The organism is Pseudonocardia lacus, assembly GCF_018531445.1.
Lineage (GTDB): Bacteria > Actinomycetota > Actinomycetes > Mycobacteriales > Pseudonocardiaceae > Pseudonocardia > Pseudonocardia lacus.
In genome coordinates this window covers 1-16823 of the sequence record NZ_JAHDTH010000190.1, presented here as the reverse complement: position 1 = coordinate 16823, position 16823 = coordinate 1, and the positions used below count along the sequence as shown (strand labels likewise).

The following is a 16823-nucleotide window of genomic DNA, read 5'->3' as shown; positions in this document are numbered from 1 at the left end:
CGCGGCGGGCCCGGCGGGTGGTGCCGCGGCGGCTGGTGGTGCTGTGCGACATCTCCGGCTCGATGGAGCCGTGGGCGCGGGCGCTGCTGCAGCTGCTCTACAGCGCCACGGGGGCCCGGCGGGCCGAGGTGTTCACGTTCGCCACCCGGCTCACCCGGTTGACCGGGGCGATGGCGCGCACCAGCCCAGCAGTGGCGGTGGAGAGGGCGGCGCGGATGGCGCCCGACTGGTCCGGCGGGACCAGGATCGGTGAGGCGCTGCGGCGCTTCCTCGACCTGCACGGCGGCGGCATGGCGCGCGGGGCGGTCGTGCTCGTCGTCAGCGACGGGTGGGAGACCGGCGATCCGGCCGAGCTCGCCCGCCAGATGGCCCGGCTGCGCCGGCGGGCGCACCGGATCGTGTGGGCGAACCCGCGCACCCGCAACGCGGATTACCGCCCGTTGGTGGGCGGAATGGCGGCGGCGTGGCCGTTCTGCGACGCGGTGGTCAGCGCGCACCGCCTCGACGCGCTCGACGAGTTGCTCGCCGCATTGCGCGGGGCCGGCGGGAATGCGCGGGGACCGGACAGATCGGCGTGATCAACGCTGTTCCGCCTCGCCGGACGGGTCGGGGGAAGTGCAGGTCAGGGCGTGCCGGCGGGCCGGAACGGCCGACCGGTCGGGCGCAGCCGCAGCCGGGAGCGCCCGGCCCGCACCTCGAACCGCGACCGGCGGGCGCGGCTGTGCCGCATTTCCGACACCAGCGCGTACAGAATCGTGCCCACGACGATCGCCGCGACCAGTCCGAACAGCAGCACCTCACTCATGGATAGCGTATTCCCGCAATTCGGCCCGACTACTCGGTAACCTTGTGTCGACGTACGGTCACGGGTGGTTTCTGGATCGTGACTCCTCGGCGGCGCCCCGCTGCGGCAGGGGCGGCCGGCCCCTGCGGTGGCGCCCGCCCCGGCCGGCCACCCAGCGCACGACGCGCAGCACGATCGTGCCCAGCACCAGCGGGCTCAAGGCCACCAGGAAGATGCCCAACATCGCGAAAACGGTGCCCATTTCGTCCCTCCGTCCCCGGTGCCCCCGGGATCGCCGCCCAGGAATGCGGCGTACGTGCTTCGAGCCGTCGGTCGGCGCGGCAGATACGCTGCGCTGCCCGGAAAAGGCGAACGGCCCGGTGGCTGCTGCCACCGGGCCGCTCGGGTCAGCAGCCTCCGCCGCCTCCACCGTCGCCGCCGGGACTGCCGCCCGAGTCGCCCCCGAACCAGCCGCCCCCGCTGTCGCCGCCGTAGGAGGTGTCGCCGGAGGAGTAGGCACCCCCGGAGTAGGACCGGCCGCGGGAGCGCCTGCGCCCGCCGGGGCCGGCCAGTGCGACCGCCAGGCCCATGACGACCAGCGCGATCCATACGAACAGTACGAACAGTGCACCTGAACTCATGGTTCCCCCTGGTCGAGTGGGCGGTCGTGGACGTCGTCCCCGCCGGGCCGGGGCGCTCAGTCGCCCCGGCCGGCCGGCAGCAGCACCGGCCCGTCATTGGTGAGGGTCGTGCCGCCCAGGTCCCAGCGCGAGCGGCGGATCCGGTTGTGGCGCATTTCCGCCACCGCCGCGTACAGCGCCGTCGCGATGATGATGGCCGGAATGGCCACGATGAGGAGAACGATGTTCATGACATTTCCTCCGTTCCGTCTTTCCTTGCCCTGTTGTCCCTGTGCCACGAGTATTGCGTGGATCACACCGCGGTAGCCAGGATCTTGGGAAGGACTTGAGGAAACGCGTCGGGTCAGAGTTCGGCGCCGTCGCGCCCGTCCTCGTCCGCGCCCGCCCGGCCCACGGCGACCGCGAGCGCGGCCAGCAGCAGGATCCCGAGCTGGAGGGTCAGGAGGAGGTCCACGCTGCTCATGGCTCCGAGTGTGGTCCCGGTCACCATGAGTGCGCCAGCGAGTTGAGGCTGTCTTGAGGTGGCCTTCAGCGTGGCCAGGTGGACGTCCGCCAGGCGTGCGGGCCCACCGCGATCGGGGCGCGCATCCGGGCGGCCGGGTCGGTCCACGTGCTCGCCGGGCCGGCCGGGGCCGTGCCGGTGCCCGCCGACGCGGCCACCGCGGCCAGCACGGCCGTCAGCGCGGCCACCTCGACGTCGTCGGGCTCCCCGCGCACCACCCGGAACAGCGCCCGCCGCTCCTCGGGCGTCGGCTCCTCGCTCATGTCGGCCTCCACGGGTCAGAGCGGGATGTTGCCGTGCTTGCGGGCCGGGGCCTGCTCCCGCTTGGTGGCCAGCAGCCGCAGCGCCCGACCGAGGTGGCCGCGGGTGTGCGACGGCGGGATGACGCCGTCGATGTAGCCGCGGTCGGCCGCGATGTAGGGGTTGGCCAGCGTGTCCTCGTACTCCTGCTGGAGCTGCGCGCGCTTCTCGGCGAGCTCGTCGCCGGACAGCCCGGCCAGCTCCTTGCGGTAGAGGATGCTCACCGCGCCGGCCGCCCCGGTGACCGCGATCTGCGCCGTCGGCCAGGCCACGTTGACGTCGGCGCCCAGGTGCTTGGACCCCATGACGTCGTACGCGCCGCCGTAGGCCTTGCGGGTGATCACGGTCAGCTTCGGGACGGTGGCCTCGGCGTAGGCGTAGATCAGCTTGGCGCCGCGCCGGATGATCCCGTTCCACTCCTGCTCGGTGCCCGGCAGGAAGCCCGGCACGTCGACGAACGTCACGACCGGGATGTTGAACGCGTCGCAGGTGCGCACGAACCGCGCCGCCTTCTCGGAGGCGTCGATGTCGAGGCAGCCGGCGAACTGGGTGGGCTGGTTGGCCACGATCCCGACCGAGCGGCCCTCGATGCGCCCGTACCCGACCACGATGTTCGGCGCGAACAGCTCGTGGACCTCCAGGAACTCGCCCTCGTCGAGCACCCGCTCGATGACCCCCCGGATGTCGTAGGGGGTGTTCGGGGAGTCCGGGACGAGCGTGTCGAGCTCGAGGTCGGTGTCGGTGAGGCTGTCGGCGATCGCGCCGGCGACCGGCTCGGCCGCCGGGAACGACGGCGGCTCGCTCATGTTGTTCGACGGCAGGAAGCCGAGCAGCTCCTTGACGTAGGCGATCGCGTCGTCCTCGTCGTCGGCGAGGTAGTGCGCCACACCGGACTTGGTGTTGTGCGCCCGGCCGCCGCCGAGGTCCTCGAAGTCGACCTCCTCGCCGGTGACCGTCTTGATGATGTCCGGGCCGGTGATGAACATGTGGCTGGTGCCGTCGACCATCACGGTGAAGTCGGTGATCGCGGGGGAGTACACCGCTCCACCCGCGCACGGGCCCATGACCAGCGAGATCTGCGGGACGACGCCGGACGCGCGGACGTTGCGGTAGAAGATCTCGCCGTAGAGCCCGAGCGCGACCACGCCCTCCTGGATGCGCGCGCCGCCGCCGTCGTTGATCCCGATGACCGGGCAGCCGATCTTGGTGGCCAGGTCCATCACCTTGACGATCTTCTCGCCGTATACCTCGCCGAGCGAGCCGCCGAACACCGTGGCGTCCTGGCTGAACACCGCGACCGGGCGGCCGTCGACCGTGCCGGTGCCGGTGACGACGCCGTCGCCGAAGGGGCGCTTGGCGTCCATCCCGAAGTTCGTCGAGCGGTGCCGCACCAGCGCGTCCAGCTCGACGAACGAGCCGGGGTCGAGCAGCTGGTCGATCCGCTCGCGCGCGGTCTGGCGGCCCTTGGCGTGCTGGCGCTCGACCGCCGCCTCGCTGCCGGCGTGCACGGCCGCCTCGACGCGCGCGTGCAGGTCGGCCAGCTTGCCCGCCGTGGTGTGGATGTCGGGCTCGCCCCCGGCGGAACCGGCGGGATCGGCGAGCGGCTCCGTCGCAGCACTCATGCCGGGCACATTAACCGGGCGACGACGGCGGGCGCGGCCGGAAGCGGTCGGCGTCACGTGGCGCGCCGCGCGCGCGAGTTGCTCCGTCCGGGCGCCCGGCGCCGCCATCCGGCCGTCCGTCGCGCGTACCCGCGCAACCGCCGTCGCGCGACGGCACCCGCCGGGCACCGCCGGTAGCGTCCAGCGCATGAACCGGACCGACCAGCCGCTGGACGTCGACGCCCTGCGGGCGGGCGTGGTCGGCCCCTGGGCGGGCATCGACGTGGTGGAGCGCACCGGCTCGACCAACGCCGACCTGCTCGCCGCCGCGGCCGCGGGGGCCCCCGACCGCACCGTGCTGACCGCCGACCACCAGGACGCCGGCCGCGGCCGGCTGACCCGCAGCTGGGCGGCCCCGGCGGGCACCGGCATCGCGGTCAGCGTCCTGCTGCGCCCGCAGGGGGTCGCCCCGTCGCGGTTCGGCTGGCTGCCGCTGCTGGCCGGGCTGGCCGTGCTCGACACGGTCCGCGAGGTCGGGGTGGGCACCGCGGGGCTCAAGTGGCCCAACGACTGCCTGGTCGGCGTCGAGCAGCGCAAGGTCGCCGGCATCCTGGCCGAGGTCAGCGGCCAGGTCAGCGGCCAGATCAGCCCGGCGGTGGTGCTCGGCATCGGGCTCAACGTCACCGCCGCCCCGCCCGACACCCCCACGGCCACCAGCCTGGCCGCCGAGGGGTGCGACGCCAGCCGCACGGACGTGCTGGTCACGCTGCTGCGCCGGCTCGCCGAGCGGGAGGCCGAGTGGCGCGACGCCCGCGGCGACCCCGACGCCCACCGGCTGCGCGCGGACTACCGCGCCGGCTGCCTCAGCCTCGGCTCCCAGGTCAGGGTGGAGCTGCCGGCGGCGGCCCCGATCGTCGGCATCGCCGAGGACGTCGACCGCGACGGGCGCCTGCTGCTGCTCGACGCCGCCGGCCACCGGCGCGCGGTGGCCGCCGGCGACGTCGTGCACGTCCGACCCACCGACCGCGCCCCGGGCTGAGCGCCCGGCGGGCTGAGTAGGTTTGGCCCGTGGCGTACCCGGATGACCTGCTCGTCGACGGCGAGCGGGTGGTCATGCACAAGCACCCGCACTGGAAGCTGCTCGTCGTCCCGGTGCTGGTGCTGCTCGTCGTGGTCGGGCTGGGCAGCTTCCTGGCCTCGCTGGTCAGCACCCAGCCGTGGGCGCCGTGGGCGTGGATCGGCCTCGGCGCGCTCGCCCTGGTGCTGGTCGTCTGGCTGACCGTCGTCCCGGTGATCCGCTGGCGCACCACCCACTTCGTGATCACCACCCGGCGGGTGCTCATCCGCGAGGGCGTGCTGACCCGCCACGGCATCGACATCCCGATGAGCCGGATCAGCAGCGTGCAGTTCCGGCACACGCTGCTGGAGCGCCTGCTGGGCTGCGGCACGCTGATCATCGAGTCGGCGTCGGAGGAACCGTTGGAGTTCGACGACGTGCCCGACGTCGAGCGCGTGCACTCCATGCTCTACGCGGAGGTGGCGGATGAATCCTGAGGCCGCGGGGGAAACGGGCCTGCCGATGGTGGTGCCCGCGGACGGCCTGCCCGAGCGCGTGACGATCTACGAGGTGGGCGCGCGCGACGGGCTGCAGAACGAGTCCGGGACAGTGCCGGTCGGGGTCAAGGTCGAGTTCCTCGACCGGCTGGCCGCCGCCGGTCTGCGGATCCTGGAGGCGACCAGCTTCGTGCACCCCAGGTGGGTGCCCCAGCTCGCGGACGCCACCGAGCTGCTCGCCGCGCTCGACCGCGCCGACGGCGTCGACTACCCGGTGCTGGTGCCCAACGAGCAGGGCCTCGACCGCGCCCTGCACGCCGGCGTCTCGCACGTGGCGATCTTCGCCAGCGCCACCGAGACCTTCGCCCGGCGCAACCTCAACCGCAGCCTCGACGAGCAGTTCGCCATGTTCGAGCCGGTCGTCCGGCGGGCGGTCGACGAGGGCCTGCGGGTGCGCGGGTACGTGTCGATGTGCTTCGGCGACCCCTGGGAGGGCGCCGTGGCGCCCGGGCAGGTCGCGGCGGTCTCCCGACGGCTCGTGGAGATGGGCTGCGAGCAGATCTCGCTCGGCGACACCATCGGCGTCGGCACCCCCGGCCACGTCGACGCCGTGCTGGAGGCCTGCGCGACCGACGGGACCGGCATCGACCGGCTCGCCGTGCACTTCCACGACACCTACGGCCAGGCGCTGTCCAACACCCTGGCCGCGCTGCGCCGCGGCGTCACCACCGTCGACGCCAGCGCAGGCGGGCTGGGCGGCTGCCCCTACGCCGAGTCGGCCACCGGCAACCTGGCCACCGAGGACCTCGTCTGGATGCTCGACGGACTCGGCATCGAGCACGGCGCACACCTCCCTACGTTGGTCGACACCAGCGTCTGGATGGCCCAGATGCTGGGCCGTCCGTCCCCGTCGCGGGTGGTCCGAGCGTTGGCCGACCCTGCCTGATCAGTCAGGGGACCGTGACCGCGGCCACGGCGGCGCTTAGCGTCGGGCGTGATCCGTCAGCGACGACAGGAGCACGGCCGTGTCCCGACTGCGTTTCGGCATCTTCCTCGCCCCGTTCCACCCCGCGGGGGAGAACCCGACCACCGCGCTGCAGCGCGACCTGCGCCTCGTCGAACACCTCGACGAACTCGGCTACGACGAGGCCTGGATCGGCGAGCACCACTCGGCCGGCTCGGAGATCATCGCCTCGCCGGAGATCTTCATCGCCGCCGCCGCCGAGCGGACCCGGCACATCAAGCTCGGCACCGGCGTGACCTCGCTGAGCTACCACAACCCGCTGTGGGTGGCCGAGCGGATGGTGCTGCTCGACCACCTCACCCGCGGCCGGGTGATGCTCGGCGTCGGCCCGGGCTCGCTGCCCACCGACTCGGCGATGATCGGGCTCAACCCCACCGACACCCGCGAGCTGCTCGAGGAGAACCTCGACATCGTCATGCGGCTGCTGCGCGGCGACGAGCCGGTCAACGCCGAGACCCGCACCCACAAGCTGATCGACGCCCGGCTGCACCTGCGGCCCTACTCCGACCCGCTGTTCGACGTCGCCGTCGCCGCGGTCGCCTCGCCCACCGGCCCCCGGCTGGCCGGCCGGCACGGCGTCGGGCTGCTCTCCATCGGCGCCACCCTCACCGCCGACGGCTTCGACGCCCTCGCCCACCACTGGGGCGTGATGGAGGAGCGGGCGGCCACCTTCGGCACCACCGTCGACCGCGCGAAGTGGCGCCTCGTCGGGCTGATGCACGTGGCCGAGACCCGCGAGCAGGCCTACAAGGACGTCGAGCACGGCATCGAGCAGTGGTTCCGCTACTTCCAGAAGGTCGCCGCGTTCCCGCAGATGGCGGTGGAGGGCGGCGACGTCAAGGAGATGATCGACTTCGTCAACGAGGCCGGGATCGGGGCCATCGGCACCGTCGAGGACGCCGCGGCCCAGGTGGAGCGCCTGGTGAACCAGTCGAACGGCGGCTTCGGGGCGATGCTCCTGCTGGCCCACGAGTGGGCCAACCCGGCCGCGACCCGGCGGTCGTTCGAGCTGATCGCGCAGCACGTCATGCCGCGGTTCCAGGGGCAGGCGCAGGCGACGCTGGACGCGAAGGCGCGGGCGAGCGAGGTGCGCTCGGGCCACGCCGACCAGCAGAACGCCGCGGTGGCGCACATGACCGAGAAGTACCAGAAGGAGCTCGCCGACCGCGGCTAGCGCCCCTCCTCCCTCCTCCCCGCCGGAGTTCAGGAAAGCCACGATGCTGCCCGCAGAGGGCAGTATCGTGGCTTTCCTGAACCGGGGCCGGTCCCGGCGGGGGCGATCAGGGGCGGTCGCGCGTCCCGAACATCCCGGTGAACGTGCTGCGGTACACCTCCTGCTCGCCGCGCCGCAGGTGCGCCCGCAGTCGCACCAGCCCGACGCCGGGCCGGCTGCGCGACAACCGCGCCTCCAGCACCTCCATCGTCGCCACCAGCTCGTCGCCGGCGAACACCGGCGCCGGCCAGGCGATCTCCTCGCCGCCGGGCGACCCGAGCGACGTGGCCCTGCTCAGGACCTCGTCGGCGTAGGCGCGCATCCACAACCCCGCCGTGAACCACCCCGACGCCGCCAGCCCACCGAAGATCGACTCCTTGGCGGCGTCCTCGTCGACGTGGAAGGGCTGCGGGTCGAAGCGGCGGGCGAAGGCGAGCATCTCGTCGCGGTCGACCACGGTCGTCCCGAGCTCGAACACACGCCCGGGGGTGAAGTCCTCGAAGGCCAGCTGCTGCACCACCCGATCTTCACCCGGCACGTCGTCGTGGGCCACCTCGCCCCGGGTGGCGGGTGCGTCAGGGGCGGGGAGTGGTGCCGACCAGGGCCAGGGCGGGGGCGTGCAGGAGGCCGTTGGTGGCGATGCCGTCGCCCTCGGCGAACGTGCCCGTGCCGGACAGCCCGGTCATCCGCCCCCCGGCCTCGGCCAGGATCGGGACGACGGCGGCGAGGTCCCAGGCGTTGGCGATCGGGTCGACGGCGACGTCGAGCACGCCCTCGGCGACGAGGCAGTGCTGCCAGAAGTCGCCGAAGGCCCGGGTCTCCCAGCAGGCGTCGACCAGGGAGAGCCAGTGCTCCATCCGGCCCTGTCGGCCGAAGACGCGCAGGTCGGTGGTGGACAGGTAGGCGTCGGCGAGGTCGCCGACGCCGGAGACGGCGATCCGGCGGGGAGGGCTGCCGGGGCCGTCGCTGGTCCAGGCGCCCAGGCCGCGGGCGGCCCACCAGCGGCGGCCGAGCGCGGGCGCGCTGGCGACCCCGACGACGGGGTCGCCGTCGAGGGTGAGCGCGATGAGGGTGGCCCAGGCCGGCATGCCGCGGGAGAAGTTCTTGGTGCCGTCGATCGGGTCGAGGACCCAGCCGCGCCCGTCGGCGGACAGGTCGCCGCCCTCCTCCTCGCCGAGCACGGCGTCGTCGGGGCGGTGCTCGGTGATCAGGGCGCGGAGGGCGGCCTCGGCGGCGGTGTCGGCGTCGGTGACGGGGGTGCGGTCGGGTTTGCGGTCGACGCGCAGGTCGGCGGCGCGGAACCGGGGGAGGGTGACGGCGTCGGCGGCGTCGGCGAGGGCCATGGCCAGCTCGAGGTCGGCCTTGGGGTCCAGACGGAGATCGGCGTCCACCGGCGCAGCATCCCAGTGATCAACGGCTCTGCGTACTGTGAGGAGGTGACCACCGTCCTGTTGGCGGAGGACGACGCCGCCATCGCCGAACCGCTGTCCCGCGCGCTGCAGCGGGAGGGTTACTCGGTCGACGTCGCGGAGGACGGGCTGGGCGCGCTGGACCGGGTGCGCGCCGGCCACGTCGACCTGCTCGTCCTCGACCTCGGCCTGCCCGGGATGGACGGGTTGGAGGTGTGCCGACGGGTCCGGCTCGACCACCCCGACCTGCCCGTCCTGATGCTCACCGCCCGCACCGACGAGGTCGACTTCGTCGTCGGCCTCGACGCCGGCGCCGACGACTACGTCGGCAAGCCGTTCCGGCTGGCCGAGCTGCTGGCCAGGGTGCGGGCGCTGCTGCGCAGGTTGACCCCGGAGTCGGTCGAGGTGGGCGGTGTCCGGATGGAGCTGTCGGGGCGGCGGGTGCTGGTCGACGGGGCCGAGATCGGGTTGGCCAACAAGGAGTTCGAGCTGCTCAAGGTGCTGCTGATGCGCGCGGGGCAGGTCGTCACCCGGGAGGAGATCCTCCGCGAGGTGTGGAACGACCCGGACATGAAGACGTCCAAGACGCTGGACATGCACATGTCCTGGCTGCGCCGCAAGATCGGCGGCGAGCGGCGGATCGCGACCGTGCGCGGCGTCGGTTTCCGCTTCAACCACGACTGAGCCGTGCGCCGCAGGATCCTGCAGTCGACGCTGCTCGTCGTCGCGCTCACCGCGCTCGTGCTCGGCGGCCCGCTGGCCATCACCACGTGGCGGCTCGTGGAGGACTTCCACCGCGCCGACCTGACCTCGCGGCTGGAGCAGTTGGGCGAGCGGCTGGACGGCTCGGCGACGCTCGACCAGATCGACCAGACCGCGATCGACCTGTCGGTGCCGCCGGGCGGGCAGCTGACGCTGGAGCCGTCGGGGCAGCCTCGGCAGGTCTTCGGCGACGATCCGGGCCCCGACCCGGTGGCCGAGGCGCTGCCGTTCGGGCCGGGCGGCTCGCTCACCATGGCGGAGCCGCGCTACGTGATGCGGGCCGAGCAGCTGCAGGTCACGGCGGTCGTACTGCTGCTCGTCGTGCTGTCGATCGGCACCGGGACGGTGGTGGCCACGGTCACCGCCCAGCGCCTGGCCGAGCCGCTTCGCGACGTCGCCGACCGGGCAGCCAGGCTGGGCGCGGGCGACTTCCGCGCCACGCCGCACCGGCACGGCATCCCGGAGCTGGACCGCGTCTCCGACGTGCTCGACACGTCGGCGGTGGCGCTGGCCGACCTCGTCCAGCGGGAGCGCACGCTCGTCGGCGACGTCTCCCACCAGCTGCGCAGCCGGCTGACGGCGCTGCAGCTGCGGCTGGACGAGCTGGCCACCCACCCCGACCCGAGCGCGCGCCGGGAGGCGCTCGCCGCCCTGGAGCAGACCGAGCGCCTGGCCGCGGTCCTCGACGAGCTGCTGGAGGCGGCCCGGGTGGCCCGCGCGGCCGGCGCCGAGCTGCAGGACCTCAAGGAGGCGCTGGGTGCCGTGGCCGACGAGTGGCGCCCGGCGCTGCGCGCGGTCGGGCGGACCCTGCGGGTGCGGCTGCCGGCGGGCCTGCTGGCCCGGGTGACGCCGGCCCGGCTGCGCGAGGCGGTGGGCGCGCTGGTGGACAACGCCATCCAGCACGGCGGCGGCACGGTGACGCTCAGCGCCCGCTCGACGGAGAACAGCCTGCTGGTCGAGGTGAGCGACACCGGTGCCGGCGTGCCGGAGGAACTGGTGCCGCACGTGTTCGACCGCGGCGTCTCGGTGGGCTCGTCGACCGGCCTCGGGCTGGCGCTGGCCCGCGCACTGGTGGAGGCCGACGGCGGGCGCCTGGAGCTGTCCCGGGCCCGCCCCGCGATGTTCACGATCTTCCTGCCGGCCGCCCGCGCGGACGACGTCATGGGCGCCCCGCGGACCCCGGCCGCCCCCCGCTGACCCCCGTCGAGAACGAACTTGTCGTGATCAACAGGCCCTGTTGATCACGACAAGTTCGTCGTCGACGGTCAGGGGCGGGGTTCGGCGGGCTCGGCGACGGCCGGGGTCCGGCGGCGGACACCCTCGTCGGGGAAGACGAAGCGGCGGAAGGCCCACCAGCGGAACGCCATGCCGGCCAGCACGCCGAGGATCTGGCCGCTGACGAAGTCGGCGATCTCCTGGGTGAGCAGGCTCACGCCCGGCACCTGCAGGTCGAACACGTAGCGGGAGACCGCCAGGGGTGCGGTGTAGACCGCGACGCCGATGCCGCTGACGAGGAAGAACAACGCGGCCTCGTGGTGGCGCTCGCGCCCGCCGCGGGTGCGGAACGACCACTCGCGGTTGAGCACGTAGGACACGATGGTGGCCACCAGCACGGCGATGATCTTGGCGGTGAGCGGCTTGGCCTCCAGCACGGTGGCCTTGAGCACCAGGAACACCGTGGTGTCGATGACCCACGTGGTGCCGCCGACCATCGCGAACTTCAGCAGCTCGCGGTGCTTGATGGCAACGCTCCGGTACGGCTGCGGGATGGCGGCCAGCACGGTTTCGACCACGGACACCTGTTCGATCGTGCCAGACCGGATCGCCGCCCGCCCCGCAGGTAGGCTATGCCCATCGTGGACGTGTCCGGAAACAGCCAGCTGCCCGTGGTCGGGATGATCGGAGCGGGGCAGCTCGCGCGGATGACCCAGCAGTCCGCCATCGCGCTCGGCCAGTCACTGCGGGTGCTGGCGACTGGGCCGGGTGATCCAGCTGCGCTCGTCTGTTCGGACGTCCGCATCGGGACGCCCGACGACGCGGCCGCGCTGCGGTCGTTCGCCGCCGGCTGCTCGGCGGTCACCCTCGACCACGAGCAGGTCCCGCAGGAGCGGCTGCGCGCGCTCGCCGACGCCGGCGTCGCGGTGCACCCGCGGCCCGACGCCCTCCTGCACGCCCAGGACAAGCTCGTCATGCGCGAGCGGCTGACCGCTCTCGGCCTGGCGGTGCCGGAGTTCGCCGCGGTGCGCGAGCCGGCCGACGTGGAGCGGTTCGCCGCCGAGCGCGGGTCGCCCGTCGTCCTCAAGGCCGTGCGCGGCGGGTACGACGGTCGCGGCGTCTGGATGCTCGACGCGCCCGACGCCGACCTGGTCGCCCGGCTGCTCGACGCCGGCACGCCGCTGATGGTCGAGCGGGCGGTGCCGATGCGCCGGGAGCTGGCCGCGCTGGTGGCCCGTTCGCCGTTCGGGCAGGCCGCGGCCTGGCCCGTCGTGGAGACCGTGCAGGAGCGCGGCCAGTGCGTGCAGGTGCTGGCGCCGGCGCCCGGCCTGTCCGAGGACGCCGCGCTCGCGGCCCAGCACCTCGCCCTGCGGATCGCGACCGAGCTGGACGTCACCGGGCTGCTGGCCGTCGAGCTCTTCGAGGGCGGTTCCGGCGAGCTCGTCGTCAACGAGCTGGCGATGCGCCCGCACAACTCCGGGCACTGGACGATCGAGGGCTCGCGCACCTCGCAGTTCGAGCAGCACCTGCGCGCCGTCCTCGACTACCCGCTCGGCGCCACCGCGCCCACCGCGCCCGCGGTCGTCATGGCCAACGTGCTGGGCGCGGCCGAGGCCCCGGCCATGAGCACCGACGAGCGGCTGCACCACCTGTTCGCGCGCTTCCCGGACGCGAAGGTGCACCTCTACGGCAAGGCCGAGCGCCCCGACCGCAAGGTCGGCCACGTGACGTTCCTCGGCGACGACATGACCACCGTCCGCGCCCGCGCCGCGCTGGCCGCCGCCTGGCTGTCCACCGCGACCTGGGCCGACGGCTGGTCCGAGCACCTGGGAGAGGTGGCCGCCCGTGCCTGAGCCGGTGGTCGGCGTGATCATGGGTAGCGACTCGGACTGGCCGGTGATGTCGGCCGCCGCCGAGGCGCTCGCCGAGTTCGACGTGCCGCACGAGGTCGGCGTGTACTCGGCGCACCGCACGCCGCAGCGCATGCTCGACTACGCCACCGGGGCCGTGGGGCGCGGCCTCAAGGTGGTCATCGCCGGGGCCGGGGGCGCCGCGCACCTGCCCGGCATGGTCGCCGCCGCCACCCCGCTCCCGGTGATCGGCGTCCCGGTCCCGCTGGCCCGCCTGGACGGCCTCGACTCGCTGCTGTCGATCGTGCAGATGCCGGCCGGGGTCCCGGTCGCCACGGTCGCCGTCGGCGGCGCCCGCAACGCGGGGTTGCTCGCCGTGCGGATCCTGGCCGCCGGCGACCCCGACCTGCTGCGCCGAATGGCTGAGTTCCAGGCCGAGCTGGAGCGATCCGTGCTGGTCAAGGACGCGGCCCTGCGAGAGCGGGTGGATCGGCCGGAGATCGGCTGAAAACACGTGGCGGGATGCGATCGAGCAGTCGTAGTCTGGCCGTACACGTGAGAGGAGGTGGTCCAAAGTTGATTAGCCATTGGACATGTGAGGTGGCTGTCCGCTAGCACCACAGGACTAGTCTCCGACCGTTTGTGGAAGCCGGCGTGGTGCCGGCGAATCCCAGGCAGTCACCCGTGATCCCCGGGCCCGAGCCCGTCCAGCTCGGCGTACGCATGCATCGGTGCGGCCCGGGGATCACGCATGTCCGCACCCGGCCGGCCCGCCCCGTCGAGAACGAAGTTGCCGTGATCAACAGGCCCTGTTGATCACGACAAGTTCGTTCTCGACGGGTGGCGGGATCAGGCGGGGCGCGAGCGTTCGAGGCGGTCGGCGGCGGCTTCGAGGCGTTGGGCGACGGCGTGCAGCGGGTCGCCGTGGCGGGCCGGCTCGACCGGCAACAGCGCCGCCACCCCGCGGAACCGCTCCCGGCACGACCGCCCGCCGTCGTCCGGCGCCCCGGCGGCGAGCCACTCCCGCAGCGCCAGGTTGTGCGCGGCGACGACGGCGGCGGCCGTCACCGCGGCCCGCATGTCGCCGTCGGGCTCGCCGGCGAAGCGGTCGCGCAGGTTGCGGGTGAACAGCCTGCGGTAGTGGTCGACGCTGGCGGACTCGCGGTCGCGCAGCGCGGCGACCTCGTGGGTGACCCGGTAGCGGCGCAGGGACAGGGCCGGGTCGGCGGTGTAGAGCTCGAAGACGGTCTCGCCGGCGCGCAGCACCAGGCTCGTCGTGGGCTCGTCGGCGTGCGCGGTCGCGAAGACCTCGGCGACCCGGGCCAGCGCGCCCTCGTGGTCGGGCGAGATCGCGTCCTCCTTGCTGCGGAAGTACCGGAAGAACGTCCGCCGCCCGACGCCCGCCGCGGCCGCGATGTCGTCGACGGTCGTGTCCTCGTAGCCCCGCTCGTCGAACAGCCGCGCCGCCGCGGCGACCAGGTCGCGGCGCACCTCGGCCCGCCCTTCCGCGGAGCTCCCGCGGCGCGCTCGGGTGGCCGGCGTGGCGTCGGTCATGGCACGGAGGGTAGCAGTGAGCCTTGCTAGTGGCACGGAGTGCCGTTAGGCTGAGTGTCGTGGATGCGGCCTTCGACACATACCGGCTGAGCGACGAGCACGAGGCACTGCGCGACGCCGTGCGCGCGCTGGCCGAGAAGGAGATCGCCCCGCACGCCGCGGAGGTCGACGAGCGGGGTCGCTACCCGTCGGAGGCGCAGGACGCGCTGGTCAAGGCCGGTTTCCAGGCCGTGATCATCCCCGAGGAGTACGGCGGCGAGGGCGCCGACGAGCTGGCCGGCTGCATCGTGATCGAGGAGGTCGCCCGGGTCTGCGCGTCGTCGTCGCTGATCCCCGCGGTCAACGGCCTGGGCATGACCCCGATCCTGCTCTCGGCGTCCGACGAGCTGAAGAAGCAGGTCCTGCCCTCGATCGCGGCCGGCGAGGCCATGATCAGCTACGCGCTGTCCGAGCGCGAGGCCGGCTCGGACGCCGCCTCCATGAAGACCCGGGCCCGCCGCGACGGCGACCACTACGTGCTCAACGGCACCAAGTGCTGGATCACCAACGCGGGCGTGTCGACCTGGTACACGGTCATGGCCGTCACCGACCCGGGCAGGGGCGCCAACGGCATCTCCGCGTTCGTCGTCCACCGCGACGACCCCGGCTTCGAGGTCGGCCCGAAGGAGCGCAAGCTCGGGATCGCGGGCTCGCCGACCCGTGAGATCTACTTCTCCGACTGCCGCATCCCGGCCGACCGGATCATCGGCGCCGAGGGCACCGGCTTCAAGACCGCCCTGCGCACCCTCGACCACACCCGCCCCACCATCGGCGCCCAGGCCGTCGGCATCGCCCAGGGCGCGCTGGACATCGCGGTCGCCTACGCGAAGGAGCGCAAGCAGTTCGGCAAGCACCTGGCCGAGTTCCAGGGCCTGCAGTTCATGCTGGCCGACATGGCGATGAAGGTGGAGGCCGCCCGCCAGCTGGTGTACGTGGCCGCGTCGCGCGCCGAGCGCGGCGAGCCGAACCTGGGCTTCATCTCCAGCGCCGCCAAGTGCCTCGCCTCCGACACCGCGATGAGTGTGACCACCGACGCGGTGCAGCTGCTCGGCGGCGCGGGCTACACCAAGGACTTCCCGGTGGAGCGGATGATGCGTGACGCCAAGATCACCCAGATCTACGAGGGCACCAACCAGATCCAGCGGATGGTGATGGCGCGGGCGCTGCTCAAGGGCTAGATCGGCGGCCGGCTCACCCGGCGGCCCGCGTCCGCACGTCCCAGGTGCGGACGGTGGCGTCCTGACCCCCGGAGACGATCACCGGCCCCTCCGCGAGGTCGACGACCATCGCCGCGGTCACCGGGCCGGAGTGGCCGAGGAGCGGCTCGCCGATCGGGGTTCCGGTCGCCGGGTCCCACAGCCGCAGCGCGCCGTCCACGCCCGCCGAGACGACCACCGGGCGGCCGGCGACCTCGGCCGTGGTCATCGCGCTGACCGTCCCGTCGTGCCCGGCCGCCGGGTCGCCGATCGGGGTGCGGCTCGTCAGGTCCCAGCGGCGCACGGTCCCGTCGTCCCCGCCGGTGACGGCCACCGGCCGGCCGTCGACGACGGCGACGGCCAGGGCGTCGACACCGCCGCGGTGGCCGGTCATCGGCTCACCGATCGGGGCGCCGGTCGCGGCGTCCCAGAGGCGGACGGTGCCGTCCTCGGAGGCGGAGACGACGACGGCGCGGTCGGCGAGGCGGGTCAGTGCCACCGCGCCCACCCCGCTGAGGTGACCGACGAGCGGGGCCCCGACGAGGTCGCCGGTGGCCGCGTCGGCCAGCCGGATCGTCGGCTCGGTCCCGGCGTAGGCGATGACCGGGCGGCCGTCGAGGTCGCCGAGCGCGACGGCCCGGGTCCGGGTGAGCACCGCTCTGATGGTGCGACCGGTCTCGGTCCGCGTGGCGGCGTCCCAGACGCGCACGGCGCCGTCGTCACCGCCGGCGACGACGACCGGCCGCCCGTCCACCTCCCCGCCGACCAGCGCCCGCACGGCGGAGCGGTGGCGGGTGATCGGCTCACCGACCTGCTCGCCGGTCTCGGCGTCCCAGAACCGCAGCGTGCCGTCGTCGCTGCCCGACACGAGCGCCGTCCGGCCGTCGAGCCGCGTGGTGGCCACGGCGAGGACGCCGGTGGAGTGGCCGGTCAGCACCCGCTCGGTCGGGTGGTCCGCGGGCGCGGCGTGCGCCGTGCCGGGCGAGGTGGTCGTGACGTCGAACGCGGTGCCGGCGACCACGGCGCTCGCCCCGACGACGGTGGCCGCGGCCACCCACACGGCGACGGGCCGCAGCCAGGACGACCGGCCGGCGGCCGGGGTGGGCCCGGTGACCGGGGCGGTGGGCATCGAGCGGTGGTGCGGCGGCTGCGGGGGCGCGCTCCCGGCCGGCGCCGCCC

At 73.8% G+C, this 16823-nt stretch carries 21 protein-coding genes; 10 read left to right on the top strand and 11 right to left on the bottom strand.

Going from position 1 to position 16823, the window contains the following annotated elements; genetic code table 11:
* A partial coding sequence (locus KIK08_RS30425; RefSeq protein ID WP_214406744.1) for a VWA domain-containing protein occupies window positions 1-578 on the top strand: 578 nt, incomplete at its 5' end.
* A 44-nt stretch (window positions 579-622) separates the two neighbouring features.
* On the opposite strand, the gene KIK08_RS30420 is transcribed toward KIK08_RS30425, so the two are convergent.
* The 6 genes from KIK08_RS30420 to KIK08_RS30395 all read right to left on the bottom strand — a co-directional run bounded on the left by KIK08_RS30420 (window position 623) and on the right by KIK08_RS30395 (window position 3849).
* Complete coding sequence (locus KIK08_RS30420) at window positions 623-805, bottom strand: hypothetical protein (RefSeq protein ID WP_214406743.1); 183 nt, start codon at window positions 803-805, stop codon at window positions 623-625.
* Window positions 806-863: 58 nt separating this feature from the next.
* Complete coding sequence (locus KIK08_RS30415) at window positions 864-1046, bottom strand: hypothetical protein (protein ID WP_214406742.1); 183 nt, start codon at window positions 1044-1046, stop codon at window positions 864-866.
* 145 nt (window positions 1047-1191) lie between these two features.
* The gene (locus KIK08_RS30410) at window positions 1192-1425 is read right to left on the bottom strand and encodes a hypothetical protein (RefSeq protein WP_214406741.1); all 234 of its coding nucleotides are present in this window, start codon (window positions 1423-1425) and stop codon (window positions 1192-1194) included.
* A 56-nt stretch (window positions 1426-1481) separates the two neighbouring features.
* On the bottom strand, window positions 1482-1655 hold the full coding sequence (locus KIK08_RS30405) for a hypothetical protein (protein WP_214406740.1): 174 nt from the start codon (window positions 1653-1655) through the stop codon (window positions 1482-1484).
* Window positions 1656-1953: 298 nt separating this feature from the next.
* Entirely contained in the window at window positions 1954-2190 is a 237-nt protein-coding gene (locus KIK08_RS30400; RefSeq protein WP_214406739.1) for an acyl-CoA carboxylase subunit epsilon, read from the bottom strand.
* A gap of 15 nt (window positions 2191-2205) precedes the next feature.
* A complete protein-coding gene (locus KIK08_RS30395) occupies window positions 2206-3849 on the bottom strand; it encodes an acyl-CoA carboxylase subunit beta (protein ID WP_214406738.1) in 1644 nt (547 codons plus the stop codon).
* Window positions 3850-4036: 187 nt separating this feature from the next.
* Between KIK08_RS30395 and KIK08_RS30390 the strand changes: the two genes are divergently transcribed.
* The 4 genes from KIK08_RS30390 to KIK08_RS30375 all read left to right on the top strand — a co-directional run bounded on the left by KIK08_RS30390 (window position 4037) and on the right by KIK08_RS30375 (window position 7580).
* A complete protein-coding gene (locus KIK08_RS30390; RefSeq protein ID WP_214406737.1) occupies window positions 4037-4867 on the top strand; it encodes a biotin--[acetyl-CoA-carboxylase] ligase in 831 nt (276 codons plus the stop codon).
* A 29-nt stretch (window positions 4868-4896) separates the two neighbouring features.
* Window positions 4897-5382 carry a PH domain-containing protein gene (locus tag KIK08_RS30385; protein ID WP_214406736.1) on the top strand — a complete coding sequence of 162 codons (486 nt, stop codon included), beginning with the start codon at window positions 4897-4899 and terminating at the stop codon, window positions 5380-5382.
* Entirely contained in the window at window positions 5372-6328 is a 957-nt protein-coding gene (locus tag KIK08_RS30380) for a hydroxymethylglutaryl-CoA lyase (protein WP_214406735.1), read from the top strand. Before KIK08_RS30385 ends, KIK08_RS30380 begins: the two co-directional genes overlap by 11 nt.
* Before the next feature lie 79 nt (window positions 6329-6407).
* Window positions 6408-7580, top strand: a complete 1173-nt coding sequence (locus KIK08_RS30375; protein ID WP_214406734.1) for an LLM class flavin-dependent oxidoreductase — start codon at window positions 6408-6410, stop codon at window positions 7578-7580.
* Window positions 7581-7686: 106 nt separating this feature from the next.
* On the opposite strand, the gene KIK08_RS30370 is transcribed toward KIK08_RS30375, so the two are convergent.
* On the bottom strand, window positions 7687-8172 hold the full coding sequence (locus KIK08_RS30370) for a MaoC family dehydratase (protein WP_308257992.1): 486 nt from the start codon (window positions 8170-8172) through the stop codon (window positions 7687-7689).
* Window positions 8173-8194: 22 nt separating this feature from the next.
* Window positions 8195-8962 carry an inositol monophosphatase family protein gene (locus KIK08_RS30365; protein ID WP_214406748.1) on the bottom strand — a complete coding sequence of 256 codons (768 nt, stop codon included), beginning with the start codon at window positions 8960-8962 and terminating at the stop codon, window positions 8195-8197.
* A gap of 93 nt (window positions 8963-9055) precedes the next feature.
* On the opposite strand from KIK08_RS30365, the gene KIK08_RS30360 reads away from it, so the two are divergent.
* Together KIK08_RS30360 and KIK08_RS30355 are read left to right on the top strand one after the other, a co-directional pair.
* Window positions 9056-9712 carry a response regulator transcription factor gene (locus KIK08_RS30360; protein WP_214406733.1) on the top strand — a complete coding sequence of 219 codons (657 nt, stop codon included), beginning with the start codon at window positions 9056-9058 and terminating at the stop codon, window positions 9710-9712.
* Window positions 9713-9715: 3 nt separating this feature from the next.
* On the top strand, window positions 9716-10987 hold the full coding sequence (locus KIK08_RS30355) for an ATP-binding protein (RefSeq protein WP_214406732.1): 1272 nt from the start codon (window positions 9716-9718) through the stop codon (window positions 10985-10987).
* A gap of 68 nt (window positions 10988-11055) precedes the next feature.
* Here the strand turns inward: KIK08_RS30355 and KIK08_RS30350 are convergent, their stop codons facing one another.
* Window positions 11056-11589, bottom strand: coding sequence for a GtrA family protein (locus KIK08_RS30350; RefSeq protein ID WP_308257991.1), 534 nt, complete (start codon window positions 11587-11589; stop codon window positions 11056-11058).
* A gap of 63 nt (window positions 11590-11652) precedes the next feature.
* Between KIK08_RS30350 and KIK08_RS30345 the strand changes: the two genes are divergently transcribed.
* Both KIK08_RS30345 and purE read left to right on the top strand, forming a co-directional pair.
* Window positions 11653-12858, top strand: coding sequence for a 5-(carboxyamino)imidazole ribonucleotide synthase (locus KIK08_RS30345; protein ID WP_214406746.1), 1206 nt, complete (start codon window positions 11653-11655; stop codon window positions 12856-12858).
* 19 nt (window positions 12859-12877) lie between these two features.
* On the top strand, window positions 12878-13363 hold the full coding sequence (gene purE, locus KIK08_RS30340; protein WP_214406745.1) for a 5-(carboxyamino)imidazole ribonucleotide mutase: 486 nt from the start codon (window positions 12878-12880) through the stop codon (window positions 13361-13363).
* Window positions 13364-13704: 341 nt separating this feature from the next.
* Here purE and KIK08_RS30335 read toward each other — a convergent pair whose 3' ends face one another.
* On the bottom strand, window positions 13705-14409 hold the full coding sequence (locus KIK08_RS30335; protein ID WP_214406731.1) for a TetR family transcriptional regulator: 705 nt from the start codon (window positions 14407-14409) through the stop codon (window positions 13705-13707).
* Window positions 14410-14468: 59 nt separating this feature from the next.
* Between KIK08_RS30335 and KIK08_RS30330 the strand changes: the two genes are divergently transcribed.
* Window positions 14469-15626 (top strand): acyl-CoA dehydrogenase, encoded by a 1158-nt coding sequence (locus tag KIK08_RS30330; protein ID WP_214406730.1) that lies wholly within the window; start codon window positions 14469-14471, stop codon window positions 15624-15626.
* Between the two features lie 13 nt (window positions 15627-15639).
* Here the strand turns inward: KIK08_RS30330 and KIK08_RS30325 are convergent.
* Window positions 15640-16823, bottom strand: a 1184-nt coding sequence (locus tag KIK08_RS30325) for a WD40 repeat domain-containing protein (RefSeq protein WP_214406729.1), incomplete at its 5' end; no start/stop codon positions are given.